Source organism: Mycobacterium sp. NGS58 (genome assembly GCF_059812385.1).
Window position 1 is genome coordinate 17412 of the sequence record NZ_JCALCO010000033.1, and the last position, 26409, is coordinate 43820.

General features: G+C 63.2%; 24 protein-coding genes and 2 pseudogenes. 19 read left to right on the top strand and 7 right to left on the bottom strand.

Going from position 1 to position 26409, the window contains the following annotated elements; translation table 11 throughout:
- Positions 1 to 345: 345 nt before the first annotated feature.
- From AC5Y4H_RS23745 to AC5Y4H_RS23780, 8 genes are all read left to right on the top strand, one after another.
- A complete protein-coding gene (locus AC5Y4H_RS23745; protein ID WP_499985858.1) occupies positions 346 to 1611 on the top strand; it encodes an NAD(P)/FAD-dependent oxidoreductase in 1266 nt (421 codons plus the stop codon).
- A gap of 133 nt (positions 1612 to 1744) precedes the next feature.
- Positions 1745 to 2233, top strand: a complete 489-nt coding sequence (locus tag AC5Y4H_RS23750) for a GreA/GreB family elongation factor (protein WP_499985861.1) — start codon at positions 1745 to 1747, stop codon at positions 2231 to 2233.
- 76 nt (positions 2234 to 2309) lie between these two features.
- On the top strand, positions 2310 to 2780 hold the full coding sequence (locus AC5Y4H_RS23755) for a GreA/GreB family elongation factor (protein ID WP_499985865.1): 471 nt from the start codon (positions 2310 to 2312) through the stop codon (positions 2778 to 2780).
- A gap of 682 nt (positions 2781 to 3462) precedes the next feature.
- Complete coding sequence (locus tag AC5Y4H_RS23760; protein WP_499985869.1) at positions 3463 to 4986, top strand: PucR family transcriptional regulator; 1524 nt, start codon at positions 3463 to 3465, stop codon at positions 4984 to 4986.
- Between the two features lie 121 nt (positions 4987 to 5107).
- The gene (locus tag AC5Y4H_RS23765) at positions 5108 to 5758 is read left to right on the top strand and encodes an Rv1733c family protein (RefSeq protein ID WP_499985873.1); all 651 of its coding nucleotides are present in this window, start codon (positions 5108 to 5110) and stop codon (positions 5756 to 5758) included.
- Between the two features lie 714 nt (positions 5759 to 6472).
- Positions 6473 to 6997 carry a GreA/GreB family elongation factor gene (locus AC5Y4H_RS23770; RefSeq protein WP_499985875.1) on the top strand — a complete coding sequence of 175 codons (525 nt, stop codon included), beginning with the start codon at positions 6473 to 6475 and terminating at the stop codon, positions 6995 to 6997.
- 127 nt (positions 6998 to 7124) lie between these two features.
- Positions 7125 to 7892 carry an STAS domain-containing protein gene (locus tag AC5Y4H_RS23775; protein WP_499985878.1) on the top strand — a complete coding sequence of 256 codons (768 nt, stop codon included), beginning with the start codon at positions 7125 to 7127 and terminating at the stop codon, positions 7890 to 7892.
- Positions 7892 to 9112, top strand: coding sequence for an MSMEG_1130 family ribosome hibernation factor (locus tag AC5Y4H_RS23780; RefSeq protein ID WP_499985883.1), 1221 nt, complete (start codon positions 7892 to 7894; stop codon positions 9110 to 9112). Before AC5Y4H_RS23775 ends, AC5Y4H_RS23780 begins: the two co-directional genes overlap by 1 nt.
- 252 nt (positions 9113 to 9364) lie before the next feature.
- Here AC5Y4H_RS23780 and AC5Y4H_RS23785 read toward each other — a convergent pair whose 3' ends face one another.
- Together AC5Y4H_RS23785 and AC5Y4H_RS23790 are read right to left on the bottom strand one after the other, a co-directional pair.
- Entirely contained in the window at positions 9365 to 9838 is a 474-nt protein-coding gene (locus tag AC5Y4H_RS23785; protein ID WP_499985887.1) for a hemerythrin domain-containing protein, read from the bottom strand.
- Positions 9839 to 9855: 17 nt separating this feature from the next.
- Positions 9856 to 10323, bottom strand: a complete 468-nt coding sequence (locus AC5Y4H_RS23790) for an OsmC family peroxiredoxin (RefSeq protein WP_499985892.1) — start codon at positions 10321 to 10323, stop codon at positions 9856 to 9858.
- 253 nt (positions 10324 to 10576) lie between these two features.
- On the opposite strand from AC5Y4H_RS23790, the pseudogene AC5Y4H_RS23795 reads away from it, so the two are divergent.
- A pseudogene (locus tag AC5Y4H_RS23795) lies at positions 10577 to 10906 on the top strand (cupin domain-containing protein).
- Between the two features lie 302 nt (positions 10907 to 11208).
- Here AC5Y4H_RS23795 and AC5Y4H_RS23800 read toward each other — a convergent pair.
- Positions 11209 to 12933 (bottom strand): molybdopterin-dependent oxidoreductase, encoded by a 1725-nt coding sequence (locus AC5Y4H_RS23800; RefSeq protein WP_499985930.1) that lies wholly within the window; start codon positions 12931 to 12933, stop codon positions 11209 to 11211.
- A 194-nt stretch (positions 12934 to 13127) separates the two neighbouring features.
- Positions 13128 to 13856, bottom strand: a complete 729-nt coding sequence (locus AC5Y4H_RS23805; protein ID WP_499985895.1) for a helix-turn-helix transcriptional regulator — start codon at positions 13854 to 13856, stop codon at positions 13128 to 13130.
- Positions 13857 to 13974: 118 nt separating this feature from the next.
- Here AC5Y4H_RS23805 and AC5Y4H_RS23810 point away from each other — a divergent pair, with 118 nt between their 5' ends.
- The 4 genes from AC5Y4H_RS23810 (at position 13975) to tal (ending at position 17500) form a co-directional block, all read left to right on the top strand.
- Entirely contained in the window at positions 13975 to 14451 is a 477-nt protein-coding gene (locus AC5Y4H_RS23810) for a hypothetical protein (RefSeq protein ID WP_499985898.1), read from the top strand.
- Positions 14452 to 14525: 74 nt separating this feature from the next.
- Positions 14526 to 15071 carry a GTP cyclohydrolase I FolE gene (folE, locus tag AC5Y4H_RS23815; protein ID WP_499985901.1) on the top strand — a complete coding sequence of 182 codons (546 nt, stop codon included), beginning with the start codon at positions 14526 to 14528 and terminating at the stop codon, positions 15069 to 15071.
- Between the two features lie 81 nt (positions 15072 to 15152).
- Entirely contained in the window at positions 15153 to 16418 is a 1266-nt protein-coding gene (locus AC5Y4H_RS23820) for an NAD(P)/FAD-dependent oxidoreductase (protein WP_499985905.1), read from the top strand.
- Positions 16415 to 17500, top strand: coding sequence for a transaldolase (gene tal / locus AC5Y4H_RS23825; protein ID WP_499985908.1), 1086 nt, complete (start codon positions 16415 to 16417; stop codon positions 17498 to 17500). Before AC5Y4H_RS23820 ends, tal begins: the two co-directional genes overlap by 4 nt.
- A 359-nt stretch (positions 17501 to 17859) precedes the next feature.
- Here tal and AC5Y4H_RS23830 read toward each other — a convergent pair whose 3' ends face one another.
- A complete protein-coding gene (locus AC5Y4H_RS23830) occupies positions 17860 to 18861 on the bottom strand; it encodes an Acg family FMN-binding oxidoreductase (protein WP_499985910.1) in 1002 nt (333 codons plus the stop codon).
- Between the two features lie 242 nt (positions 18862 to 19103).
- Here AC5Y4H_RS23830 and AC5Y4H_RS23835 point away from each other — a divergent pair, with 242 nt between their 5' ends.
- The 3 genes from AC5Y4H_RS23835 to AC5Y4H_RS23845 all read left to right on the top strand — a co-directional run bounded on the left by AC5Y4H_RS23835 (position 19104) and on the right by AC5Y4H_RS23845 (position 22821).
- A complete protein-coding gene (locus AC5Y4H_RS23835; protein ID WP_499985913.1) occupies positions 19104 to 20528 on the top strand; it encodes a WS/DGAT/MGAT family O-acyltransferase in 1425 nt (474 codons plus the stop codon).
- A gap of 151 nt (positions 20529 to 20679) precedes the next feature.
- The gene (locus tag AC5Y4H_RS23840) at positions 20680 to 21138 is read left to right on the top strand and encodes a VOC family protein (protein WP_499985915.1); all 459 of its coding nucleotides are present in this window, start codon (positions 20680 to 20682) and stop codon (positions 21136 to 21138) included.
- A 702-nt stretch (positions 21139 to 21840) separates the two neighbouring features.
- The gene (locus AC5Y4H_RS23845; protein ID WP_499985916.1) at positions 21841 to 22821 is read left to right on the top strand and encodes an Acg family FMN-binding oxidoreductase; all 981 of its coding nucleotides are present in this window, start codon (positions 21841 to 21843) and stop codon (positions 22819 to 22821) included.
- A gap of 111 nt (positions 22822 to 22932) precedes the next feature.
- Here AC5Y4H_RS23845 and AC5Y4H_RS23850 read toward each other — a convergent pair.
- Positions 22933 to 23022: pseudogene (locus AC5Y4H_RS23850) on the bottom strand (carboxymuconolactone decarboxylase family protein); the annotation flags it as partial.
- 104 nt (positions 23023 to 23126) lie between these two features.
- Here AC5Y4H_RS23850 and AC5Y4H_RS23855 point away from each other — a divergent pair.
- The gene (locus tag AC5Y4H_RS23855; protein WP_499985917.1) at positions 23127 to 23738 is read left to right on the top strand and encodes a hypothetical protein; all 612 of its coding nucleotides are present in this window, start codon (positions 23127 to 23129) and stop codon (positions 23736 to 23738) included.
- 157 nt (positions 23739 to 23895) lie between these two features.
- Here the strand turns inward: AC5Y4H_RS23855 and AC5Y4H_RS23860 are convergent, their stop codons facing one another.
- Positions 23896 to 25074 (bottom strand): hypothetical protein, encoded by a 1179-nt coding sequence (locus AC5Y4H_RS23860; protein ID WP_499985919.1) that lies wholly within the window; start codon positions 25072 to 25074, stop codon positions 23896 to 23898.
- A gap of 341 nt (positions 25075 to 25415) precedes the next feature.
- Between AC5Y4H_RS23860 and AC5Y4H_RS23865 the strand changes: the two genes are divergently transcribed.
- The gene (locus AC5Y4H_RS23865; RefSeq protein ID WP_499985922.1) at positions 25416 to 25793 is read left to right on the top strand and encodes a DUF6308 family protein; all 378 of its coding nucleotides are present in this window, start codon (positions 25416 to 25418) and stop codon (positions 25791 to 25793) included.
- A gap of 73 nt (positions 25794 to 25866) precedes the next feature.
- On the top strand, positions 25867 to 26409 hold a 543-nt coding region (locus AC5Y4H_RS23870), incomplete at its 3' end, for a transposase (RefSeq protein WP_499985924.1).

Here is a 26409-nt window from a genome sequence, read left to right on the forward strand (position 1 = left end):
AATGCTTCCACGGTGATTTGGGCGGCTGCTGCTCGTGGTCGACACCGGCGCGCCCGGTCGCGTGCTTTCGAGATTGATGTCGGGTTGAAAGAGTCGGTCGCCAACGCCCACCCGGTGACGTTCAGGCCGCCGATCAAGCGCGCACCGCGCAGTTTGCGTTAGGCGCTTTCGCCGATGTTGCCGAGATCGCGCCGCGGTATCGGCATCCAAGGTCACGATCACAAGCAGCATTGTCGGGTGGCGACAATCGGCCGCCGCGGTGTTGGCCGGTTTTGGCAAACGCTGCCGCCTCCGTTCACACCACCATGGGAATTGACAACCAAAGTTCAGCTGCGGAGGTGTGTGATGGTCGGCGTCGAGCGGATTGACGGCGGACCACGGTCGGTGATCGTCGTCGGTGCGGGCATCGTCGGGTTGTCGACGGCGTGGTTCTTACAGGAACGCGGGGTCGAGGTCACGGTGGTGGACCGCACCGGCGTGGCCGCTGGCGCCTCCTGGGGCAACTCCGGGTGGATCGCCCCGGGGCTGACCTTTCCGCTGAACTGCCCGGAGGTGCTGCGCCGCGGGCCGCGTGCGCTGCGCGATCCGACCGTCCCCTTGCAGTTCCCGTTACCCGCCGACGCTGGACTCAGGGTCTTCCTGACGCAGTTCGCCGCCAACTGTCGACGATCGTCGTGGAAGCGGGCGATACGGGCCAACATGCCCCTCAACGAAGACTGCATCGAAACCTTCGACGTGCTCATCGCCAATGGGGTCGACGCGCCGGTGACCGACGCACCGATCACCGCGCTGTTTCGCAGCACCAAAGAAGCGGAACGCATGCTAGCAAAGCTCCACGAGCTCGAAAAGGCAGGCCAGGCAATGTATGTCACCGCATTGTCGGGCGAGGCGTTACGCGAGCAAGTACCCCTGGCATCGCCGGTGATCACCACCGGGCTCGACATCAACGCCCAGCGCTTCGTCGACCCACGCCGATTTGTGGAGGCCCTGGGCCACTCAGTGGTCAACCGCGGCGCCACGATGCGCAGGCTGGAAATCCGCGACGTCCTCGGCTCTGGCATCGGCGTGGCGGTGCACCCGCGCCGCGGCACGCCGCTGACCGCCGACGCCGTGGTAATTGCCACCGGCGCACGATTACCGCAGCTGGCGGGCCGCTGGCTGCGCGTCCCGGTGCAGGCCGGTCATGGCTACTCGTTTACCGTGCCCGTGGACCGCCCGCTGCCGACCCCGATCTACCTGCCGGACCTGCGGGTGGCGTGCACGCCCTATAAGGGCGCCATGCGTGTATCGGCCACCATGGAATTCGGCCACCCGCACCGATTAGTCATACCGGCACGGGTGGAGGCCATCGTCGCCTCGGCCAGTCCCCTGCTGGATGGTGTGCGCTGGGCCGAGCGTAGCGACATGTGGGTGGGTGCGCACCCGGTCACCCCCGACGGTCGCCCACTGATCGGTGAGGTGTCACCTGGGGTCTATGTGGCCGGTGGACACGGCATGTGGGGATTGGCGCACGGCCCGGTGACGGGTCGGCTGTTGGCCGAACAGATCACCACCGGCAAGCAACCGCAAGCCCTGCGCGAGTTCGATCCGCTGCGCCGAAGCGGACGCTGACACCTCGCGATAGCCGCGGCTCCAACCGCGCCGGAACTTGGCCCGCCGAGGGCCTCCGAGTCGTCAGTGGCGGCTGCCTGCTTTGGCCCGCCCCTGGCGACACTCCCTCGACAACGAAAGGACACCACTCGAAATGACCAGCACCGAACCCATTCGGATGACAGGACAGCAGTACAACCGACTGCGGAACAAGCTTAACGCGTTGCGGTCACGGCTCATCTTTGAAGTTCCTGACGACTTCATGGAGTACGACGCGAATCGCATTGCGCTACAAAAACGTATCCGCGCGATTCAAAACCTGTTGACCAAAGCGGTCGTCGGTGAGAACCTCGCCGGCGACCCCATCGCCGAACCCGGCATGGTTGTGACGATCCGCTACGAGCGCACGGGTGAGACCGAAACCTTTCTGCTCGACAGGCGTGGCGCGGTCGACGCCGACATCAACGTCTACTCAATGGCATCGCCGCTGGGCCGCGCGATCGCCGGCGCCCGCCCCGGCGACCAGCGCATCTACTCGCTCCCCAACGAGACAGGACGGCTGGTGACGCTGCTCGAGGCCGTGCCCTATGAAATGCGCTTGGCGAAAAGCGCCCCGCGCCAACAGAAAGCGTCCGGAAACTAACCGGGCCGACGACATCGCGTCGTGCTAGGCAGGCCTCGCGACGTAAATCCATTACACGTTAATGAAAGGAACAAATATGACCACCACGCAACCCGTGTGGATCTCGCCGCAAGCCTACGAGCGACTACAAAGGGAACTGGCCACCCTTCGGGTGTTGCATACCAGCGCAGCCGCTGACGGTGAGTCGGACGACAACGCCACCGCCGTCCAACGCGCCTGGCAGGCACGGATCCAACGGATTCATGACTGGTTGATCAACGCCGTCGTCGGTGAGGACCCACCCGACGACGGGATCGCCGAACCCGGCATGGTTTTGGCCATCCGCTACGACGACACCGGCGACACCGAAACCTTCCTACTAGGTGTGCGGGGCGCCGAATACGGCGACATGGAGGTCTACTCCAACCAATCACCGCTAGGAGCCGCGATCGCAGGCGCACGCCCCGGCGAACGACGCACCTACACCCTGCCCGGTGGCGCGACTCTGACCGTCACCCTGCTCCAAGCCGTGCCTTACGGCGTTCACACGGCCGGCTTAAAGGTATGACCCGAGAACACCGGCGGCGGTTGCATGAGCCGCATCCATCGCGACGCGCCTGCACATGTTGTGCCACAACCACATACGTCGCTTGTTGGCATTCACCAGCCGTTCAATCGTGCATGGCTGGCGGCCCTGCCGACGCAGTGGTGATCGCATGATGTTCGAACTAATCGACCCGGCGGCGATGGTGTTTATCATGTTCGCGGTGTTGGGCCTAATCATGGCCGTTGCGTACGGGCGAATGTGAGTGGCCGTCAAACTCGGATAGCGCGCAATGACCCTCTCACAGCACGGCCACTGGTGCACTCGCGGTGGACGGCGTCCGGGCCCGGCCAAATGCGTAGTCCGACAAATGGTTAACTGCACACCGGAAAACTCAAGTGATTCGGCTGCTGGGGCGTATCAAGCGGCCCTCGCGGGAGGGCGGTGCTGATTCGCAGGCGTTGTCCCAGGGCGCCGGCAGGGGCCATTTGGAAACTGTCGGGCCCGGCGACGCGATCGATAAGCGTGTCCGCCGCGATCGGGATACTGTCCGGGTGCGAGCGGTGGGCATGTGTTTCTTGCCGTCAATCCGTAATGCAGCTTTCGACCAATCAACTTGAGAGCTGTTCGCCGATTATGTCTCGTGTCTAGAGTTCGTTAACAGCCACTGCAATGTCGCTGTGGTCGATGGTATGGGGAGCGGCTTGTGATCACCTTGGACCGCTTAGTGAATGTGTTGGGCGATTACGGAGTCCGCCTGAAGTCGTCATCTGTGCTGCGGTCGACGGAATTGCGCAGCGTCGTCATCCACGAGACCACGGGTAACCGCGCAGTAGTCGGCGATGTCTTGTTGGCCATCGGGGCCGGCACGGTGGCCCAAGCTGTGCATTGGGCAGCCTCGGCTCGGGCCGCCGTGGTGCTACTGCGCGGCGACGGCCACGAGGTGACTTTCGACGGTGCGTCCGAAGCTCTCGCGATCATGGTTGTCGACGAGAAGGTGGCCTGGAGTCAGGTGGCGGCGGTCGTCTACGGGCTGGTACTGGAGGGCCGCGAGACAGAGTCCGGCCGTGGTCCCACCGATTTGTTCGCGCTGGCGGACAGCCTGGCCGACGCCATCGGCGGTGCAGTAGTTATACACGATCAGCTGTTGCGCGTGCTGGCGTACTCGAGGCAGCAGCAGCACGCCGACTCTGCGCGGGTGGCGACAATCCTGGAACGACAGACACCGGAACAGCTGCGCGCAATGTTCGAGGCCCGTGGAGTCTTCGCCCACCTGGCGGTCTCCGACAATCCACTGTTCGTCCCCGAGGAGGCCGAACATGGCATGAATGGGCGCATGGTGGTGGCGGTGCGCTCGGGACGAGAACTCCTCGGGTCGGTGTGGGTCGCGTGCTCGGCGCCCCTGGAAGGCGCCCCTCTCAGCGCCTTGACCGATGGCGCGCACACGGTGGCCCTACACCTGCTGCGGTCACGAGCCAGCGCGGACCTGGAGCGCCAGGTCGAATCCGAACTGGTGATCCGGCTACTGGAGGGCAGCGCTGATGCCGCCAGGATGGCCACCAGACTGGGCTTGCCGCATAGCCGATTGCGGGTGATCGCACTGCAAGCGTTCGTCGGTGCGGACCGCGATGCTGCTCTGCTGCTGGCTTTCGAGCGCGCCACCATGGGGTTCGGTTGGTCACGTCCAGGTCGCAGCGCCTTGGCAGGCAACACCGTCTACACCGTGCTTCCCGCCGACCAGGCAACGACGGCGCGACGGTGGGTGACCGGTTTGCGAGCGGCCCTCCCCGAACGGGCCACCGTGTTGGCCGGCATCAGCGGGGTGGCCGAGGTGGCGGAACTCGCCGCCGCCCGCCACGAAGCCGACGAGTGCCTCGCACTGCACGACGTGACGTCCCGGCCTACGCCTCCTGCCTACGACGAGTCATGGGATGAAATCCTGCTGCAGCGGTTGCGCACCGCGTCGCGGTCAGGTCGGTTCCCAGACCGTGGACCGGTGGCCGAGCTGCGCCGCCACGACCATGCCAACGAAACCGACTACGTGGCGACGTTGCGGGCCTGGCTGGAGGCCCAGGGCGACCCGGCCCAGGCCGGTCGGCGTTTGGGAGTACACGAAAACACGGTGCGATACCGGCTACGCAAGATGACCGAAATCACCAATCTGCCATTGGACGACGCCAGAAAGCGGCTGGCCATGATGATCGAACTTGCGGCCACGGACAATGATTAACCATCGGCGCTGTCGAAAGGCAACAGAACACCGCGACGCCATTGTTGAGTTTCCGCAAAACTTGGCGGGCCCACTCACGCGACAATGAAGCCATAGTGACCCGCCTATAAGGAATTAGCTGATGACTACCCCGCATCCCGATTGTCACCGGCCCACGGGCCATCGGTCGGAGGAAGACGCGGCGTTCGATACCTTCGCCGTGCGCTTGCCGCGGTGGCGATTTGCGCAGCTATTTGGCTTCAACCCACTGGTACGCATGAGCGATCGAGTCGAGGCACTCGTTGTGGTGTTAGCCGTGTTGATCACGCTTGTTGCCGTGCCGATCACCGCCGCCGTGGGCACCGCGGTCTACGACTCCCGCAGCCGCCAATACGCCGAGCAAGCCAAGACTAGTCACGTGGTCGCTGGCACAGTCACCAGCCACAAGGTCGCCTACCACGAATCGTTGGGCCCGACAATCACCGTACTTGCCCGATGGTTTGATGCCGGGACCGAACACACCGGCGCAGTCGCGGCGCCTCCAGGAGTCAACATCGGTGATTCGATTGACATCTGGATAGGTGAAGACGGTTCGCATGTCGGGCCACCTCCCAAAACCGCTTCCGACGAGGCGGTGGCGGTCGCATCAGCGATCTGGTTCAGCGTGGCCGTCGCGGCAGGCGTGTTGGTCGCCGGCACGCGGGCAGCCCTTAACCGGGCCCGCCACGCGCAGTGGCAAGATGACTTCGACAATCTCATCCGCGAGGGTGACGGACACACCAGCCAGCCATAAACACCTACTACCCTTTTCGCCGCCACCGCTGTGTCGCGGCATCCGGGGCGGCGGCCCAAGGCGCAGCATTACGCCCGGGCACTGCGGCCGCTACCGATGATTGCCGCTGGCCTGTGGCTAGTGGCACGTTGCTGCCTCCATCACGTTCGTGCGCGCTTGCGCGAAGCGCGCACCCGGTCGCGTGCTCGCGAATGTCATGTTAAATACCCTTGGCCGCCGGCACGCCGCCTTCAGGCCACCGGCCAAGCCCCGCACCACACACCTTGCCTTTAAGGCGCCCGCGCCGGTCTTGCCGAGATTGCGTCGCAGCCGCCGAGTTTCGGCATCCAGGCCACGATCACGAAGCAGCGTTGTCGGATGGCGACAATCGGCCACCGCGGTGTTGTCCGGTTCTGGCAAACGTTGCCGCCTCCGTTCACGCGACAATGGGATATGAGAGCCAAAGTTCAGCCGCGGAGATCTGTGGTGATCGGCGTCGAGCCGATTGACGGCGGACCTCGGTCGGTGATCGTGGTCGGACGGGCATCGTCGCATTGTCGACTGTCGGCCGAACACATCACCTCCGGCAAGCAACCCGGGGATCCTGCGCGAGTTCGATTCGCTGCGTAGAAGCGGCCGATGACTCCCGATACCCGCGGGCCTGAACCGTAGCGAATATTTCGCCCACCAAGGGCGACCCGACATTCCTCTTGATACGGAAGGACACCAAGCACAATGACCACCATTCAACGCATCCGGATGACGCACCAGGACTACACCCGGCTGCACGACGAACTTGCCGCGCAGCGTTCGCGCCGCAGCATCGAGGTTCCCGACGACTTCATGGACTACGACGCGAATCGCCTCGCGCTTCACTCGGCGCGACAAGCACGCATCCGCGAGATTGAGGATCTACTGACCAACGCTGTGGTCGTCGGCGAAGAAGCCGTCTTCGACCCCGTCGCCGAACCGGGCATGGTATTGACCGTCCGCTACGACGACACCGGCGACACCGAAACATTTCTGCTCGGCAGGCCTGACGTGGACGACGCCGACATCAAGGTCTACTCGATGGCCTCCCCGCTGGGCCGCATGATTGCCGGGGCCCGTCCCGGCGATCAGCGCGTCTACGCAATTCCTGGTGAGACTGGGCGGCTCGTGACGCTGCTGAAGGCGGTGCCCTGTGGGATGCATGCGGCGAAACGGCATGGGCCACAGTCTGTTCCACGGGTACATAACGACTGTTCCATGGGGACGTAACGATGGCCCGCTGGCGCTTTTGCGCGAGTTCAGCCGCTACGCGCGATGGCAACGTCGAGCATCAGCGGCCCATGTTCCCGCCGGGCCACCCGTAACCATCATTTGTCGCGTTATGAAAGGAACAGACATGACCAATACTCAAACCCGCGTGTGGATCTCGCCGCAAGGCTGCGAGCGGCTCCAAAGGGACGCCATGATGTCAGCGATTAGCGAGTATCGCGACATCGACACCTACACGCGACAGCTTGCACGCAGTTGCTCTTTGGCAGCCGATCACGCCGGCATGTCGCTGCACACCCATTTCCAGCCGGAGATCACCATCGTCGAGGTGCGCGGCGCGGTCGACGCCTACAACGCCGAGCGGCTAAGTGACCATATCGACGACCTGGCTACTCGTGACCGCCCGCTAATCATTGACCTTTACTGTGTGGATTTCTTTGGCAGCGACGGTTTCCGAGCATTGGTCAAGATCGCAGAAACCTGCCAGCGCGAGGGTGTGCGGTGGACGTTGGTGACCAGCCGCGCTGTCGACCGGCTGCTGTATACCGACCGTGGTAACCACGCGTTTCCCGCCGCGGCATCGCTAGAGGAAGCCATGCAGCAGCTGACACGGCATAACCATGCATGGTCGTTACCGCAGCGCGCCGCACCACCAGGATCGCGAGGCGCGTCCCAGGTGAGCCATCGCGGGCGTCGAGTCCCTGGCATGGGCAAGTTCACCGAGAAATCGAAGCCGGTGCTCATGCACCATGAGTTATCGGACATGCCCGCCAAGCAGATCCACCGGTGGGAAGGCGACGGTGGCTTCATACCGCCCGAGCACAACCCGCGTCGGAGATTCACTCGGCGTGGTCGAACACGCGATCAGTCCGTCGACAGCGGAAAGGCCGTGTGATGGACGGTCTCACAAAAGCCAGCGAAGCGATCGGGTGGCCAGCCGTGGTCGCAATTGAGCAACTTGACGAGAACGGTCTGTGGGACCTTTCCCGGCGAGCCGACGCGCTTGGAGTGTTGTCGGTCTACGTTAACGCCGATCGCGGCCAAGACCCGAACCTAAGAGCCGCCGCAATCGACCTGAGCAACCGATTCCGGGAGTTGCAGCGTCGGGTTGCCGAGGATCCCGGTTTTGGTCAGAGCCGCGATGTGGCTGCCGCGCTGGAGCGACTATGGCCGCAGATAGAGGGCCTGGCAACCCCGGCGGCGTCGGGCCGGAGCCGTATCGTCTTCGCCGCGTTGGGAAGTGACTGGATCGTGCGGCTTGAGAGCGCGATGCCGGTGGCCAACCGTGTGGTGTTAGACGATGGCCCGTTCATCCACCCGTTGCTGGAGTTGCTCGACGAGGGTCGGGCGGCTGGCGTCGTCCTGGTGTCAGCGGAGAAGGCCCGGCTGTTCGAGTGGCGGGTGGGGTCGCTTCAGATGTTGAAGTCGATGGAGAAGCCGTATGTTGAGGCGCCGCACGAGCGTGCCGGGCAAATCGGGGGTGGCCCGAAAGGGCAGTTCCACACGCCGATGCGCGAGCAGCGCCAAGCCCGCGGGCGCGCCCGGACGCAGCGATTCATAGGTCAGGTGACCGAGGTGGCTGCGGAGCTGGCCCGTGATCGCAGATGGGAACGGATCCTCGTCAGTGGCGGGGAGGGCTGGACCGAACCTACCATCGCCAGTTTCCCCGAAGCGCTTCGCGACAAGATATACGCCGACGCTCGAGTCCTCGCCGGGCTCGATGACGATGCGCTGGCCACAGCCGTCACCCAATGGGCTCATGCGCAGCACACCGAGCGGGGGAGACAGCTCTTGGGTCATGTGCGCAACGCCGCCGCGTCGGGTAGTGGCGCCCTCGGGTTGTCCGAAGTGACCGCAGCCTTGAATGCCGGAAGAGTCGCACAGTTGGTGTACGACCCGAAGGTCCGGTACCAGGGGACCGTTGGCGCCGACGGGGCGCTGTACGCCGGTGAGGAGGTCGGCCCGGACGGACACCCAGGGACGCCGGAGCCTCGTTTGACCGAACGGCTGGTCGAGCGGGCCCTTAAGACTCGAGCCCAGATTAGTCCGATCGAGGGCGCGGCCGATGGGTCGCTGAGGGACGCCGCTGGCGTTGCGGCGGTACTGCGCTGGTAAAGGCCTTGCCGGCATCCCGCGAGCAGTGGACTTTCGGGGCGACGCAAGCAAATCCGAGTAGCTCGACGCATTCGCCTCGCACCCGACCACCTGAAGGAATCCATACCACCATGGCGGTGGTAAGCAGGGTTGACGCGCCTTGTAAGCAGGGTCTACGCGTGGCGGCGGGTAATGAGCCCTTGCCCGAAGAACATCATGTCAATACCAGGAAATGTCGCGGCATTCCCGCGAAAATCTTTGCCGGACTGCGCCTCACGCGCTCGCCTGTTGGCACACCCATCCATCGGGAGTGCAGCCGGTCTCGATGAACCGGGTCAATTCCGCGCTCGTGTGCGCTGGCAGGGCTGTGTCGGCATGCGGATAGATGATCGGTTCTTCTTTGGAGTTGTGTTGGTGGAGTTGGTCCAACAGTTGCCCGCAGGTATGTGCCAGCCGCCGATTGTCGATTGCGTCGGCAAGCAGATCGGTCAGGGCGTCGATGGTGCGCCACAGCTGGCCATGCTCACGCATCATCACAAAGATCGGCATCACCATCCCGGCCGCGCGGATCGGCGGGAACAGGAGCACCTCTTCGAGGTAGATGTGGCGGCGCAGCGCTCGCAACGCCGCGGTCAGTGGTTCGGGCTGCACGCTGCCGCCCTCCAGCTTTTCGATGAAAGTCTCTATTCCCGTGTCGATTTCGCGGTGTTCCCGCTCCAGTGCGGCAGACAACATCCGGTCGGGCATCGTGTTGCTTCCTCTCGTCAGTCCGCTGGGCGGGCAGCTTCGGTGTTGTCGAGCTCGCCGTGCACGGTGATCTCGGCTCCGGCAAACAATCGCGACACCGGACACAGGGCAGCAGCCTGGTCCAGCACGGCCGCGAAGGTTTCGGCGTCCAGCCCAGCGACCGCCGCTTTGACCGTCAGCCGCGAAGTGGTGATTGTCGGGATGGCGTTGACGGCATCCAGGGTCACGGTGGCCGTGACATCTAGTCGCTGTGGCGGCGTGTGGTTCTCGCCCAACTTCAACGCCAACGCCATGGCGAAACACGATGAATGCGCCGCGGCCGCCAGCTCTTCGGGGCTGGTCTTGCCGCCGGGTTGCTCAGTGCGCGATGCCCAGGTCAACGGCAGGCCATCTAGCGCGGCGCTGCTGGCCTGCGACAGCGTGCCTTCGCCAGAGGCGAGCGGGCCCTCCCAGGTGGTCTTCGTGGTCCGTTCCGCAATGCTCATACCCATCGACTCCTTTGCCGGAATCATCCGGCTACTTTTTACAAGCGTGATTGTGTAAACTCTAGTCCGTCGTCGTATGCGTTGACCAGAGCGGCGGGCAAAGTGATGCGATCGAATCAGGTGGTCGACTTGCGAACGGGCCCAGTGCGATTACGTGAACCGTTAGCAGGTGTCCCGCGTCTTCGCCAAGAATCCGCGGACAGCATCGGCCCACTGTTGACTCGCATGACCGGTTGGGGCTGCAATGATGCTCGTGCAGCGGATTTCATTAGAGGCTTTGGCCCGACAACAGCTCGAACTGGCGGCTTCCCACGGCGGTCGCGCCGCCGACACCGTCGTTGGTGGGCACGAAAGGGTGTTGCGGCAGACGGTAGTCGGTTTGACCGCGGGGGCGGTCCTCAGCGAACACAACAATCCCGGGGAGGCCAGCGTGTACGTCTTACGGGGCCGCATCCGGATGGACTCCGGCGACGCGTCTTGGGAGGGCTGAACCGGCGACCTGTTAAAGGTTCCCGATGCGCGGCACAGCCTGGAGGCGCTGGAGGACTCCGCGGTATTACTGACCGTCGCCAAACTGTCCTGACCGCCAGTGTTTCGGCCGGATGGCTACCTGCCGCTGCGCAATTACGCGGTAATCGGTGATAGCCGAGCGGCTCTCGTGGGCCGCGACGGCTCGGTGGATTGGTTGACGGTGCCCAATCTGGACTCGCGAGCGGTAATTTTGCCGCCGTGCCCGAGCTTGGCAGCATGACCGAGGCTCGGGGCTACTACTGGTGGCTGATGCACGCCACTCAGCTCGTCGCAGTGAATCCGGCGCACCTCGCCCGTGTCGGCCATCGCACCAGCAATGAACGCTAACGCACCGATGGCCCACTTCGAGCGCGGCTAAATGGTTTGGTGGCGTCCGAAGTACTTGTGGTCTTCGCTGTATCCGCCATAGCCGCTGCCGATTTCGGAGTAGTGGCCCAGGAATTCGATGCCCTTGATCCACTTCACCTGTTTGAAGCCGTGTTGCAGTTCGTTGCGCAGCCGCAAGGGCGCGCCGTGACCGTAGGTCAACGGCTCGTCGTTCATGTTGTAGGCCAGCATGCTCAGGTGGTGGCTCATCTGATCGATCGGATGCACGTTGTAGTAGATGCCGCCGGTGCCGCCGAGGCCCATCGAATAAAACGCCACCCACTTGGCTTCCGGCAGTGGTTTGACGAGGTCCATGATGGTTTGCATCGACACGCCACCCCATTTGGCGACGCCGGACCAGCCCTGGATGCAGAAGTGTTGGGTGATCTGGTCGTGGTAGGGCAGCGCCTTTAACTGTTCGAGTGAGAACTCCCTGGGGTTTTCGACCAGTCCGGAGACGCGCAGCCGCCAATCGCGGAAGTTGTTCGTTTCCAGCTCTTTGTATTCGAGACTGTCCGGTAAGCGGCCGTTGTGCCAGAAGTAGGGCGAGATGTCCTTTTCGGTGAAGGCGCCCGGTTCCGGATTCATCTGTTCGAATAGTCGTTGCAGCGGGCCGATCAGGGCGTCGCCAACCTGCTGGACCACGCGGGGATGCCGAATCGTGAACGGAGTGGCCCACACCCAGGCCACCGCCGTCACCACCATGGCGACGGCAAACACACCAAAGCCCACCCAGCCGGTGTCGTCGCGGGCGGCGAACATGTGGTTGAGGTTGCGCAACGCCGCGGTGGCAAAAACCAGGATCACGTGGACGATGATGAAGAAGATGAAAAAAGCCAGCACCAAGAAGTGCAGGGTGCGTGCGGCCTGGATGCTCAGCCGCTTGCTGATCACGGTGAGGCGCATCGATAGCGCCGGGGACATGCCCAGCCCGGTGATCAGCGCGGCCGGCGCGGCGATGAATACCACCGTGAAGTAGGCCAGCAGCTGGAGGCCGTTATAGGCGACCCAGCCGTTGTCGGTGGGCCAGTCCACGGACAGGTACTGGATCGCCACGGATGCGGCGTTGGGGAACACGTCCCAGCTCATCGGAACCAGGTGACGCCATTGCCCGGTGGTGAACAGCAGCACGTAGAAAACCAATCCATTGAGCAGCCACAGCACGTCGACGCCAAGGTGCCACCAGCGGGCCAGCCCGATGGAGTGCCGGAACCCGGGCAGTCCGAACTGCGGTGGCAGGGCGACAGTGTCGTCGTTGGCGGTCCAGTATCCCTCCGGTACCGGCGGCCCCACCCGCAGCCACTCATCCTTACCCGGCGTGCAGTTGCGCCTGAGATATAGCCGAGGATGGTCGCACAGAATCTGGATGCCGGACCGGATGATGAAGGTCATCAAGAACAAGTTGAAAAAGTGCGTCCATCCCTCCCAGGCGTGCATGCCGGGAGGCACGCCACGAGTATCAGTGCCGGGATAGCGCGCGATGAACGCCTGCACGGCCGGCATGTTGTGCAGGCCCTTGCCGATCGCCACCGCCGCCACCAATAACGCCAAGCCGATGGGAATCAGCCACAGCAGGTTGAACCATTTGTTATCGCCGACTCGCAGCTTGGGGGCAGTAGCCCGCCTGGTCAGATCGAATCCACCGCCGTAGGTCGTCACATCGACGTGGTCATGGGCCGGATGGATTTCGGCGCTATAGGACTCGAGATCCAGCTCGACGAGCTCGACCTCCTTGAGTTCGGTGGGCTCCGCTGAGGTGGGAATGGTGGCGGGCCAGTTGACTTCCTGGACGGCGTCTTTGCCGTCGTCGGCTTTGCTGTTCACACGCGTCTCCCTTCGACGCTCAACCGATGTGCCGAAGCTACCCCGCGTGTGTACGGGGACTCCAATGCTGCTGTGCCAGTGCATTACCGGTCGTGGTCCCTTCGCCGGCCGCGCGTTGTGGCTGGGTGGCGGCGCCTGTTCGTGGTCGCGATATCGCGGGGTCGGACAACGACGCAGCATCGGCCCTGGCGCGGCGCCAACGCCGCGCGTTGCGGTGGTTCGCCGGCCGTTTCGAGCATGCCTTGAATCAGCTGCAGGTTGAGCCCGCAGACCAACGCGGTGTGTTGAGGCACGAGCTGGTGAAATGGGCAGTTGCGCAGTTCAATACCGCCGTCGGTCGCCTCGGCCGGCTCATATCCCCGCCCGCACAGCGCAGCGATCACGCCGCCTTCCGAAGCGCCGGCCCGCCCGGCCTTGCGCGCCGCGGCCATCACCGCCGAGCGCACCACTCCCGAATCGTCGCCGGACACCGCTTCGGCGAGAAGCTCGGCCAGCAACCTGTAATCACGCGGCGGTACGCTCACCGACAGGTCCTGCTGGGTTCGCGAGTATCGCTTCGCGGGGCGTCCTGCCCCCGGACCCGACCGACCGGCCGACCGTGCATAGCTGGCCGCCAAAATGCCCGCCTCGGCCAGTTTGTCCAGATGATAGGCCGCCAACGTTCGGCTGATACCGGCCGCGGCCGCGGCCTCCTCCCGCGTCGCCGGTTCATCACAGGAAGCGACGTGCTCGTAGAGCCTGCGCCGCACCGGGTCATCCAAACTACCCAGCCCGGCCACCGGATCGACGGGGCCGCCCGAACTGATACTCATCTCAATAATCTAACACCAAAAATTATTGACAAATAGGAATTGACGGCAGTTCAATGGAATTACCCCCAGACGACCGACGGAGGAACGTAAACGCAACTGCAGAAGGAGGAGGATTCTGATGACGACAGCTCAGATGCATCGCAGTCAAACCGCGGGCGAGGTCTTGCAACATGTTCAGAGCGATCCCGCGTACGGGGCGTTTTGGCTCTTGCGTATCGGCTTTGTGGTGCTTCCGATCTGGATGGGTGTCGACAAGTTCGTCAACGTCCTCACCCGCTGGCCGAACTACCTCGCTCCGTGGATCGTCGATATCGCCCAAGATTTGGGTTTGACCGCGCAGGGCGTGATGTACATCGTCGGGGTGATCGAGATCGTCGCGGGCATCGCGGTGGCGATCAAACCGCGCTATGCGGCTTACGTTGTTGCGGCGTGGCTGGCCGGCATCATCATCAACCTGCTGACCTACTCTGGTTTCTACGATATTGCGTTGCGCGACTTCGGGCTTCTGGTTGCGGCGTTGACCCTGGCCCGGCTTGCCGCCGCGTACGACAGGTCGTGGTTCCAATCACGCCGTGCGGCCAGCGCTGAAAAGTGAATTCGCCCGGCGAGAGGAATAACCGCGCCGTTGCGGAGCCTGTCCTGCGACTGGCCGATCACCGGGTTCCGGATTTGGCCGCCGCCGAGCAGGCGGCAGGAGCGTTCCTGCGGGCGCTCGGCGTAGCGGTAACCAGTGAGAACCTGCGCGATACGCCTCGCCGGATGGCTCAAGCCTATGGGGAGTTGTTCACTCCAGAGCCGTTCGAGGTGACCAGTTTTCCCAACGATGAGGGTTACGACGAACTGGTGCTGGCTCGTGACATTCCGTTGCGTTCGGTGTGCGAACACCATCTGCTGCCGTTCATCGGGACGGCGTGTGTCGGATATCTTCCCGGCGAGCGCATTGTTGGGTTATCCAAACTCGCTCGAGTGGTGCAGCATTTCGCTTGTCGTCCCCAACTTCAGGAGCGGCTGACCAAGCAGGTCGCCGACTGGCTCACTGTTCATCTGCAGCCACGTGCGGTCGGTGTGGTGATCCGCGCCGAACACACGTGCATGACACTGCGCGGTGCGCGCGCCACCGGTTCAACGACGGTCACCTCCACACTGCTTGGCTCACTGCGTGACGATCCGCGCTCCCGAAACGAGTTCTTCTCCCTCACCGGCATCGGTGGTTGAGCGACCCTCCTCCCACAGCATCAGCAGCATGTGAAGAAGGCACGCAGTGGCGGACCAGGTGTCAGGACAGAAAGGACCGACATGACCGACGAACAGACCATCGTCATTGTGGGCGCCAGCCTGGCGGGCGCGAAGGCTGCTGAGGCGTTGCGGACCGAAGGGTTCACCGGGCGGGTCGTGCTGTGCGGGGAGGAGCACGAACGCCCCTACGAACGTCCGCCGCTGTCCAAGGGCTACCTGCGCGGTGAGGAGGGCTCCGACAAGGTCTTCGTCCATGACGAAACCTTCTACGACAGCGTCGGTATCGAGCTACGCCTCTCGTGCAGGGTGGTGACGATCGAGTCCGCCGAGCGGCAGGCGGTGCTCGCCGGCGGCGAACGGATCGGTTACGACTGGCTGCTGTTGACCACCGGGGCCGCACCGCGTCGGTTGCGTCTTCCGGGCGCGGATTTGACTGGCGTGCACTATCTACGCAACATGGGCGACTCCGATCACCTGCGCGAGGCCATCCAAGCCGCCGGGCGGATCGTGGTCATCGGCGGGGGTTGGATCGGCTGCGAAGTCGCCGCTTCCGCGCGCCAACTGGGCGCTGAGGTCGCCATGGTGGAAAGGTCGGAGGTGCCTTTAAAGCGGGTGCTGGGTGCGGAACTGGGTGCCTTCTACCGTGACGTCCACGCCGAAGCGGGTGTGGAACTGCACCTGGGAGTCGGAGTTGAAACCCTCCGCGGATCGGGCACGGTGGAGGAAGTCGTCCTCGCCGATGGCACGGCACTGGCCGCTCCGGTCGTGGCAGTCGGAGTTGGCGTGTCTCCACGCACCGAACTCGGCGAAGCAGCCGGACTCGAACTCGACAACGGCGTCGTCACCGACGAATACCTGGCCACCAGCGTGCCGGGCATTTATGCGGCAGGTGATGTGGCCGCCGCCTGGCACCCGGTGCTGGGGCGTCGGATCCGCCTGGAGCACTGGTCCTCGGCGCTGAACCAGGGACCGGCGGCCGCGGCGAACTTGGCCGTCGAGATCAGCGGCGGCACAGACAAACACCCGTATACGAAGATTCCCTACTTCTTCTCCGATCAGTACGACGTCGGGATGGAGTACTCCGGGCTGGCGACGACCTGGGATCAGGTCGTCTACCGAGGCGACCCGGCCACCCGTCAGTTCATCGCGTTCTGGCTTGCCGACGGTCGGCTGGAGGCCGGCATGAACGTGAACATCTGGGATGTGGCCGGCCCGATTGCCGACATTGTGGCCGCGCGTCAACCCGTGGACGTCGGGCAGCTCGCCGACCCGGAAGTCGACCTGGCCCAGCTGGCCGCGAAGCTGTCCGGAACGAGTACACGATGAACCCGGCCCAGCGGCTGCATGAGGCCGGCCAGAGTTTGTGGCTGGATTCGATCAACCGGCGCATGCTCACCACCGGCACACTGGCGCACTACATCGACGAGTTCGCTGTCTCCGGCTTGACGTCTAATCCCACCATTTTGGGCCATGCGATGGCGGCTAGCGCCGACTATGACGACACCCTTCGCCGCCTGGTCGCCAGAGGCATCAGGCGGCCGGAGGATCTGGTCTACGCGGCCGCGCTAGAAGACCTCACCGCCGCCGCTGACCTGTTCCGCCCGACCTGGGAGGCGACGGTGGGCATGGACGGCTATGTGTCGCTTGAAGTTCCGCCGGGGCTGGCGTATGAGGCGCAGGCCAGCATCGAGGTGGCTCGGCGCCTGCATGCTCAGGCGAATCGCCCCAACCTGCTAATCAAGATCCCGGGCACCCCGCCGGGGCTCACCGCGATGGAAACGTTGGTCGCCGAGGGCATCGGGGTGAACGTCACGCTGCTGTTCTCCGATGCGCATTACCTGCGGACCGCGGATGCGTATCTGCGTGCCCTGCAAAGACGATCCGCTGCCGGCCTGCCGCTGGACGTGTCGTCGGTGGCCTCGGTGTTCATCTCCCGCTGGGACAAGGCTGTCGATGACATGCTGCCCACCGGGCTGCACGGCCGGCTGGGGCTGGCCATGGCCAGCAAGGTCTACGCCTCGCACCAAAAACTGCTCGGCGACCATCGGTGGAAGACACTGGCCGCCAACGGTGCGCGCCCTCAACGGGTGCTGTGGGCTTCGACCTCGACCAAGGATCCCGCCTTCCCGGACACCTACTATTTAGGGCGTTTGGCGGCTCGGGACACCATCGACACCGTGCCGGAGAAAACCCTGCTGGCCTTCGTCGACCACGGCGGGCCGGTCGAATTGATGGAGCCCGACTACGCCGGAGCCCAGGCCTGCATCGCCGAAGTCTCCGCCGCCGGTGTCGACGTCGACGCTCTTGGCGAGTCGCTGCAGCGTCACGGAGCACGTGCCTTTGAGGCCGACTGGACCGCCCTGCTGGAGAACATCGACACCAAGGCCGCCGCGCTCGCCCCGGCCTGAGCGCGTTACGAGAAGACCGGTTGCGGCTCAATCAGTTCGACACGGCTGTGTCACCAGCGCATCGGCCCCGTGGCTTCCGTGCCGGTGGTGCGCCGGCAGTGCGGACAGTAATTTGTGCCCCGTCGTGCGACGTGGATTCACTCGATCGTGGTTCCGCAGGTCTGACGCACTGCGAACCCTGGGATCTTCCCGACGTCTCTCCTACGACTGCGTTCATTCATGCCAGATCATCCCCCGCGGCGGCACCGCGTGCACGAGGGTAAGGGGTAGGTCGCCCGGCCTGGCGTCACGCGCGGCGCATTCCACAGCGAATTTCGACGGGGGATCCGTCCACACCGACGAGGATTCCGAGACGTTTGCTACGCAGGGACATTTCGCTTACTTGCTGCCCTCCATTCGACGACGCGTTCAAGTCTGCGTCGCGGTGTGGCCGACAACGGATCGGCGTTAACCGGTGCCCAGCCCACCCGCACCAACATCTGCGGAAAGCCGCTGGTGCCGAACACGTCTGAGCGCACCGCTTCGCGTGTTTCCGCAATCTCCAGCGGCTCGGTGACAGCGCAGCTGGCCAATCCAAGCGCGGTGGCGGTCAGCAGCACCACGCTGGTTGCTTCACCAGCGCGCAGCCGCGCCAGCCGATCGTCGGTCTGGGTGCCCAGCACCAGGATCGCGGCCTTGTCATCGGCGGCTGAAGCGCCGGTCGGCTGCGCTAGGCCGGGCCCGGCGAAAACCCGGCCGGGTATCGTCGCGGCACAGTCATGTGCCGGAGTATTGCGCGCCGGAACACCCGCTTTCGAGTCGTACCGCCCACTCCACACCGTGAGCTCGGTGAGGTAGTCCTGATCGGTGACATGGCTCCGAACTGCTTGGGTGACAATCACCTTCAGGTTGTCCAAGGCATCGACCTCGCGCAGCATGACACCGAGCCGGGCGGCTCGTGCGCCCATCAATGCGATATCACCGGCGGGCACCGGCCAAGAGCTGTAGTAGCGCCGGTCCGTTCGCCGCCGCGGTATCGCCGCGGCTAACGCAACATCGACCTCATCGACGTTGCCCGGATAAACTTCGATCGTTGCCAGGTGGTCGTTGTCGCCCGGATCGGGTAACCGATGGACTTTGCACCGCCAGCCCAGCCCGGCCAGAGCGATAACACAGTGGTGAAGTGTCGCACCACAACTCAAGATCAGGTCGCGGCCGTCTGGGTCAGTGTTATGCAGCTGCAGGCACGGATCGCCATACAGATGCAACGCCTCATCGCCCACCCGCCAGCGCCATGGCTGGGTGTTGTACACCGAGGGTGCCCGGGTAGCCAGCGTGAGGACCGTGCGGATTGTCTCGGTGTCGGGAAGGTGGGCATTCATTGACTTCGCTGCTTTCGTGAATCACAAACCTGTTGCTGCTCTTAGGGTCCCGCACCGCGGTCAGCCGGGCCAGGGCACGACGTCCTTAGCTGACAAGGACTTTGGGCAACGTCGCCGAGCCTGCCCCGCTTTCCTCTGTGGGCCAGGTCACGGGGAATTGGGGACTTTCGGCCTCTGCTACCGAGAGCCCGCGCAGTATAGTTTATACAAATGTATTTGTGAAAACTACGGAAGGCGTCGTTATGGAGTATCTGACTACCCTTGATGCGGGTTTTCTCGGGGCAGAGGACTCTGACCGCCATGTCAGTCTGGCGATCGGCGGCCTGGCGATCCTGGAGGGGCCGATTCCCGACTATGAGGCGCTGCTGTCGACGCTGGCCCAACGGATGAGTGCTTGCCCGCGGTTCGCGCAGCGGCTGCGGTTACGTCCATTCGATCTGGGTGCACCCGCATGGGTCGATGACTCGCACTTTGATATCGCCCGCCACGTCCGGCGCCGTGCGCTGCCACATCCCGGCGACGATCGAGAATTGTTCCGGCTCGTCGCCGAGGCGATGTCGTGGCGGCTGAACCGGGACCGTCCACTGTGGGAAATCTGGGTCGTCGAGGGCCTCAGCGACAATCGGTGGGCGATGTTGATGAAGGTCCATCACTGCATCGCCGATGGGATCGCGGCCGCTCACATGCTGGCTGGTCTGTCCGACGGTGGCGTGGGCGGTAGCTTCGCAGAGCGGATTCGCGTCGCCAAAGAGCCGCGAGCTGGACTCATCCCGACCGGATTGCGGCTGACCGGGTCCGTGCTCAACCCGGCCAGTTGGCTGAGTGGGTTGTGGGGCACGTCGACCGCCGTGACAGTGGCCGCCGCGCGCGCGGTTCGGGGCGGTGCGGAACTCGCAGCCGGTTTGGCGCGCCCGGCAGCGTCGTCGTCACTTAACGGTCCGATCACCGATCTGCGCCGATACAGCGCGGCCCGCATTTCACTCGACGACATCCGGCAGGTATGCCGGGTGTTCGATGTCACGATCAATGATGTCGCGCTGGCCGCGCTCACCGACAGTTACCGGTCCCTTTTGATCCGCCGCGGTGAACAGCCGCTGCCCGAGGCGCTGCGCACACTGGTGCCCGTGTCGATACGGTCCCCGGAAGCGTTCGGCAAGAACGACAACCGCATCTCGGTGATGCTTCCGTACCTGCCGGTGGAGGAGGACCACCCGGTGGGGCGGCTGCAGCTGGTCCATTCCCGGCTGGCCAAAACGAAGACCACCGGACAATGGCAAGCCGGCATCGCGTTCGTCTCGGTGGCCAACGCCATCCCGTTCACCTTGACAGCGTGGACTGTGCGGCTGTTGAGTCGGTTGCCGCAGCGGGGTGTGGTGACCTTGGCGACGAATGTGCCGGGCCCGAGCGAGCCGCTTCAGATCATGGGCCGCACGGTGACAAGGGTTTTGCCGGTGCCGCCGATCGCAATGCAACTAAGGACCGGTGTCGCGATGCTCAGTTACGCCGACGATTTCTACTTCGGTATCTTGGCCGACTTCGACGCGGTACCCGAGGTCGACGAAATCGCTCGAGGAGTTGAACGCGCGGTAGCACGCTTGGTGGCAATCAGCAAGAAGCGCAAGACCGCACGCGACCGGCGGGGACTCTCGCTGGTGGTGAGTGCGTAGTCGGCGCTGGCTGGGGGAGAAATTGGGATGAATCGCCATTCCGGTTGTGACACATTGGAATGGCGATCAGATAGGCAGGCTGGCGTCAGCTGATCTGTACCGGGAACATCACAGAGTGGTTGGCGGCGTTCGTCAGGTGCGATGAGATGAAATGTGGGCAAAGAAGTTTGGTATGGATATGGACGATTCGCAACGGTCCGGCGATGCGATGCCGAAGGTGGGCTCACTAGTAATCCACGTATCCGACTTGGAGCGCTCGGTGAACTTCTACCGTGACGTCTTCTCGTGCCGCATCGCCATTTATGAGGATGATACGGCACTTTTGTTGGCACCAGACGGTTTTCAGCTGTATCTGCACTCGGTTGGCCCGTCTCGACGGCCCGATATCCGGGCCGTGGGAATCCAGCATCTGATGTGGGCGACCGATAGCGAGGCCGACTTGCAGCGCACAACCGAACAACTTCGTGCCTACGACCCGGCAACGCTGACCTACAGCGAGGGAGGTGTGACCTTCGCCGAAGGCTGTGACCCCGACCGCGGACGAGTAATTGTCGCCTACCCGAGTCCGAGTCGCTTGCCTCGGCGCGTCATCGCGCGGCGGTTTCAATGACTGCTCAGGCCTGGATGCTTTTGATCGGCACATGTTCTGCGCCGGCCCGCCGGCTCCGATGTCGACGAGTTGCTGTCAGGGGGCTGACTTTCAATCCGCCTTTTTAGGCAATGCGATGGCGGCCGGTGCCGACGACGACGACATCCATCGCCATCTGGTCGCCAACGTATCCGGCAACCGGCGGAACTGGTTTGCGCTGCCAGTGCTCAAGACCTCGCTCGCGCAACCGACCTGTCCTATCCAATACGGGAGGCGCAAGCGCAGTATGCCCAAACAGCCTGTGCCGCATGGTAACAGGGGGAGGCCGCACACACGCCCATCAGATGGACACGCACCCGTGATTAATCTGCCAACTCGCCGACGAATGCCATCCCAGCTGAGACCATATTTTGATGCCGAGAAGCTGCGTTCCCCAGAGTGATTGCTCTTCAATTCACGATTTCGTCGCTTTTACTAGGTTTTTTGGTACGCCGCACAAACTCCGCGAGCACCGCGTACAGGCACAACAGATGAGATTAAATACTGAGTACTCCTTGCGCCGTCGCCCAGAGATCAGACACCGGTGTCGATCACGCAGCACAGGCGGCTCGATCGGCGGTCGGCAGGCCCGGGCCCAACGGTGTCACGCAGAGGACAAACGGCCCTATATTCACCATGCAATGTGCGGAATACTTGGTAACAGGCGAGATTGGAGGCCAAAACATGCTTGACACGATGGTGGCAACCCAGGTCATCAAAGATGCGGTGCGGTTGGCGTGCCGGGCTCCGTCGCTGTACAACAGCCAGCCCTGGCAGTGGGTGGCCGACGGTGGGCAGCTGCAGCTGTTTCTTGATCCCAGCCGCGTCATGCTCGTCGACCGATTGCACCGCGAAGCGCTCTTTGGTTGCGGCGCGGTACTCGACCATCTTCGGGTGGCGATGGCGGCGGCCGGCTGGCAAGCGCATGAGGATCGGTTCCCGAAGCCGAACGAGCCAAACCATCTGGCGACCATCACCTTTACCCCGATGGACCACGTGACCGATGGCCACCGTCGGAGCGCCGACGCGATCTTGCTGCGTCGCACTGACCGGTTACCGTTCAAACCGCCGATCAAATGGCAATCATTTGAACCGCTGCTGCACGGCGTCGTGAACGGCGACACTGTGCATCTGGACGTGATGTCCGACGATATGCGCCCACAGCTCGTCGAGGCATACCAGATCACGGAATCGCTGCGGCTCTACGATTCCCTGTATCACGCCGAGCTGGACTGGTGGACAGCACCTTTCGAAGCGTCCGAGGGAATTTCGTACGGCTCTTTGCTGACGGCCGCTGAGAGCGACCGCGTCGACGTTCGGCGGGTGTTCCCTCTAGGGCATCATGGCGAACGGCGCACCGACGTCCCGGCGGACTACGCGAAGGTCTTGGTGTTGTCCACCGAGAGCGACAGCGCAGCTGACGCGTTGGCGTGCGGTGAGGCGTTGTCTGCGGTCTTGCTGGAATGCACCATGGCCGGTTGGGCGACCTGCACGCTGACATATCTCACCGAGCTTCGGGTCACCCGCGATCTGGTCGCGGCACTGCTCGACCGCGACTACCTGCCCCAAGTTCTGGTGCGGGTGGGCGTGGCGCCGGCCATGGAAGAGGTACCGCCGCCCACACCGCGGCGACCGCTGAACGAGGTACTGTGCGTGCGGAGTTGACCGAGCCGCGGCCCGGCCTACCTGGCGAGTTCCTCCAGGGCCAGCGTGGAATGCGCGCACGCCGGCGCCGGCGCGCATCTCGACGGCGACACAGACGGCTCCCATGATCTCCTCGTCGCTGTTGTCTTTGCGACGGGCCAGCCGAGTGTGGCCGCGAATGCAGTAGGGACATTGAGTGGTGTGGGCAACCGCGACCGCGATGAACTGTTTGGTTTCTCCGGTAGGGCGCCCTCAGCGAAAACCACGCGGCTGAACGCTTTGAAACGCGTCGTTGGTCCTGGCAGTTGGCCACCTCGCAGCTCCGGATGCGTGGACTCGACGTCTGCGAGCAATGGGTAATCGGGTCTCCCTGGTACACAACGGAAGTGAAAGCTGATGACGACACGTGGCGGGCGCGCATTTACGCAGCAAGAGCTGAACTCGATTGTCGCGCAGGAACGACGCGACGCCGCGACCAAGTACACGGGCTCGACGACTATAAGGCGAAGGCTGAGCAGTTCGACGCACTGGTAGCCACGGCCAACGATGCGGGCGACGGCAGCACTGGTGAAGGCGACGCCAAACCGGATACCCCAGACGCACCTGATCTGCCGGATGCACCCGATGTGCCCAACCTAGCAGCACGAACCGCACCGCCCGAGGACGGTCTGCAGGCAGAGAACACGCAGCTGCGTACCCGGCTGTTACGCCAACAAATATGCGCGCAGCGCGGCCTAGACCCCGACCTGTGGGATCGGGTGAAAGGCGACACGGCCGACGAGATCGCCACCGACGCGGGGAAATTGGCCGCGAAGTTCGGGACAATCGGCGGATCAAGGCCACCTAAGCCCCTGTCATCGGGTGCCGGCGCGACCACCTACCAGTCGCCAAAAGAGCGCGCGGCCTCGGCGCTGCGCTGCATGAGCCGGTCGGAGTAGCTGATGTAGGCAAGCCGCACACGGCGCGGCATAACGGCAGGTCAAAGCCATAGGGGGCGGGGCCTCCCGGCAGCCAATACTCGTCGCCGGATGGCCTAGCGTCCGGCGATGCGTGCAAATCGCGAACTTTTCCATCCGACGGCGTTTTGCACGCAGACTATCGTTGAGCATTGAGTTGGCCGTCCCGCAAACTCGGCACCACAGGCAACCCCCGGTACAAATTGACGGCATTCGACAAATCTGTTACGAGCCAGCTATAAGCCTTCCTGAGCGCCTTATTCAGCGACTTGTACGACCACGCCAAGGTGCCTGCGATGTTCGGCCCGGGCACTGATAGTGCAAGCAGGCTAAAAATCGCGATGCTCGGGCCAATGCATAAGCCCACGGCCCATTTGATTGTCGCGTTGCTCGGGCTCAGCGCACACCCGATTCTTTCTGCCTGCGCCGCCGCATCGCCGATATTCTCGGCAATGACACCTGCGTAGACGGGACCGGCGAATGCAAGCAGTGCTGTAAATGCGGTTGCGAAGAAGAGCGGAACGATTCGTGGCAGGAGAACTGGCCGCCAACGCGGATTGTTATCGATATTGCGCCATATCCCTATAGTACGCAAAAGTATCACCAAAAAGATCGATCCGAAGAACACCCAATATCCCAACCATAGACGGCTTTCCGACCAAATCGGCGGGGGCCTTTGGAAATTGTGTTTCATCACGTCTAGATAGTTCAGTGTTGTCCGGACGAGGAGTAATGTCGTGGTCACAATGACAATAAACGTAAGCAAACCAGGAAGCAATACCAGTATTTTGCTCCCGAGTTCACGGGTGATCACATAATGAGCCAGCATCCAGCCCAAACCTGCTACCAAAATTGATCCGCCCACGGCAAGCATGCTGCTGGCTGGCATTCCCTGTGACCACGCTATGGCACAAGAAAATTCCGCACCGCGGATTGCGTCGCCGTTTTGATTAACAGCTGGGCCCATAGCCGAAATTGTGCCGAATAAGTACGAGTCGAGGCCGAGTACTAATACACCGGCACAAAACAGAGAAATGGTATGGGTAGGTACGGCTAATTTTGCCTGTATCTTTGCTGTTCGCCATTTCTCCGTTAAAGAAGCCGGAAGATTTTCTCGTTCCGTCGTAGACAACGGTGATGCGGAATCGGCTCGCGGCGTTAGATTCCCTGGGTCGTTCCATCCGAGCAGGAACGCCGTCGCAGTAATCATGAAGCCCGCAAGTACGCCGGCTAGGACGGAATTTGGCGTTGATGATGTGATGATGCTCCACGGCAGCCGTATTGATGCGCAATTTCCATGCAACCGGAAGCCGTCCAAGCTAGGCGACGCTAGCACCATAGCTTCCGCCCCCTGCGGCCACGAGAATACGAGTCATAGCTCTCCCCCTTCTTGCGTCTGGGAGCTTAGGACAAGCGACTACGGCCATGAGTGGAATTGAGGAAATCTCCAGCGCCTACTGGGAATCTTTCGGCTTAAAAATAGGCGTGCCTTGAGGTTTCGCGCGGCTAGCATGGCGCCGCGATGTCTTCCCGTTGCTCTTGACCGCCGCAGCTTGGTCCGTCACTAGCCAGCCGACCGCGGAGATTTTGTGCCTGGAAACCCATCCAGTTCGTCGGCCGCGACTGTTAGCGTGCGGTGATCCGAAGATGGGGGGATACATGTCAACGTACGAGGAGTGGCGCCAACGCTGGCCCCAGGTGGTTGTCGACTGCCAGACCGACATCGCTGTGACGTGGCTAGAGAAGTACTACGCGTCATTGGACGACGGAAGACCGCGTTATACCGGCGCGCGTTTTGAAGCAATCGCTGGGCTGAACGAGGACCCATACGCCCTGGGTGCAGCCGACCTTGTCGCGGTCTCGACGCTGAGCGTTAATGTACCGGGGGAGGCGGCTATAAGGTTGCTAGGCGCCGAGACGGCTGCCACTATCACCGAGCTGCTCAAGCAGATTCCGCCCAATTGCGACATCGTCGAGGTTGCGTCCAGCAGAGTGGTGTACGAGTCGGGCCTGATCAGAATGCTCGGCGTGTCGTAGCCGAATGAATGAAGGTCATCGCGTGATTCTTCGAGGGACCGTCCAAAGTCACTCGAGCAAAGGAATCAACGCGATGACCACTGTCCACGATATCGACTGGCCGCAGCTGTTGACTGAACGACTCACTGCCACCCACCCCGATGTCCTGCGCGAACTGCTCGCGACGTTTGTCCACACGCTGATGGGCGCGGAGGCCGACGCGCAGTGCGGCGCGGAATATGGCCAACGCAGCGCCGAACGCACTAACCAACGCAATGGCTATCGCCATCGCCAATTCGATACTCGTGCAGGTTCATTGGATCTTGCGATCCCTAAGCTGCGGCACGGCTCATACTTCCCGGACTGGCTGCTGGAACGCCGCAAACGAGCGGAGCGGGCACTGACGACGGTGGTGGCCACCTGCTATTTGCTCGGGGTGTCGACACGGCGGATGGACAAGCTCGTCGAGACTCTGGGCATCACGTCGTTGTCGAAGTCGCAGGTGTCGGTGATGGCCAAGGAACTCGACGCTGCGGTCGAAGCCTTCCGGACCCGCCCGCTCGATGCCGGCCCGTACACGTTTATGGCCGCCGACGCCCTGGTACTCAAGGTCCGCGAGGGCGGGCGGGTGGTCAAC

What these genes read in the sequence shown, in the direction of transcription:
- AC5Y4H_RS23805 (WP_499985895.1), bottom strand. Translation starts at nt 13,856, where the DNA reads ATGAGTATCAGTTCGGGCGGCCCCGTCGATCCGGTGGCCGGGCTGGGT.
- AC5Y4H_RS23770 (WP_499985875.1), top strand. Translation starts at nt 6,473, where the DNA reads ATGACCACCATTCAACGCATCCGGATGACGCACCAGGACTACACCCGG.
- AC5Y4H_RS23855 (WP_499985917.1), top strand. Translation starts at nt 23,127, where the DNA reads ATGCGTGGACTCGACGTCTGCGAGCAATGGGTAATCGGGTCTCCCTGG.
- AC5Y4H_RS23775 (WP_499985878.1), top strand. Translation starts at nt 7,125, where the DNA reads ATGACCAATACTCAAACCCGCGTGTGGATCTCGCCGCAAGGCTGCGAG.
- AC5Y4H_RS23750 (WP_499985861.1), top strand. Translation starts at nt 1,745, where the DNA reads ATGACCAGCACCGAACCCATTCGGATGACAGGACAGCAGTACAACCGA.
- AC5Y4H_RS23840 (WP_499985915.1), top strand. Translation starts at nt 20,680, where the DNA reads ATGTGGGCAAAGAAGTTTGGTATGGATATGGACGATTCGCAACGGTCC.
- AC5Y4H_RS23780 (WP_499985883.1), top strand. Translation starts at nt 7,892, where the DNA reads ATGGACGGTCTCACAAAAGCCAGCGAAGCGATCGGGTGGCCAGCCGTG.
- AC5Y4H_RS23845 (WP_499985916.1), top strand. Translation starts at nt 21,841, where the DNA reads ATGCTTGACACGATGGTGGCAACCCAGGTCATCAAAGATGCGGTGCGG.
- AC5Y4H_RS23830 (WP_499985910.1), bottom strand. Translation starts at nt 18,861, where the DNA reads ATGAATGCCCACCTTCCCGACACCGAGACAATCCGCACGGTCCTCACG.
- AC5Y4H_RS23745 (WP_499985858.1), top strand. Translation starts at nt 346, where the DNA reads ATGGTCGGCGTCGAGCGGATTGACGGCGGACCACGGTCGGTGATCGTC.
- AC5Y4H_RS23820 (WP_499985905.1), top strand. Translation starts at nt 15,153, where the DNA reads ATGACCGACGAACAGACCATCGTCATTGTGGGCGCCAGCCTGGCGGGC.
- tal (WP_499985908.1), top strand. Translation starts at nt 16,415, where the DNA reads ATGAACCCGGCCCAGCGGCTGCATGAGGCCGGCCAGAGTTTGTGGCTG.
- AC5Y4H_RS23865 (WP_499985922.1), top strand. Translation starts at nt 25,416, where the DNA reads ATGTCAACGTACGAGGAGTGGCGCCAACGCTGGCCCCAGGTGGTTGTC.
- AC5Y4H_RS23810 (WP_499985898.1), top strand. Translation starts at nt 13,975, where the DNA reads ATGACGACAGCTCAGATGCATCGCAGTCAAACCGCGGGCGAGGTCTTG.
- AC5Y4H_RS23765 (WP_499985873.1), top strand. Translation starts at nt 5,108, where the DNA reads ATGACTACCCCGCATCCCGATTGTCACCGGCCCACGGGCCATCGGTCG.
- AC5Y4H_RS23790 (WP_499985892.1), bottom strand. Translation starts at nt 10,323, where the DNA reads ATGAGCATTGCGGAACGGACCACGAAGACCACCTGGGAGGGCCCGCTC.
- AC5Y4H_RS23785 (WP_499985887.1), bottom strand. Translation starts at nt 9,838, where the DNA reads ATGCCCGACCGGATGTTGTCTGCCGCACTGGAGCGGGAACACCGCGAA.
- AC5Y4H_RS23835 (WP_499985913.1), top strand. Translation starts at nt 19,104, where the DNA reads ATGGAGTATCTGACTACCCTTGATGCGGGTTTTCTCGGGGCAGAGGAC.
- AC5Y4H_RS23755 (WP_499985865.1), top strand. Translation starts at nt 2,310, where the DNA reads ATGACCACCACGCAACCCGTGTGGATCTCGCCGCAAGCCTACGAGCGA.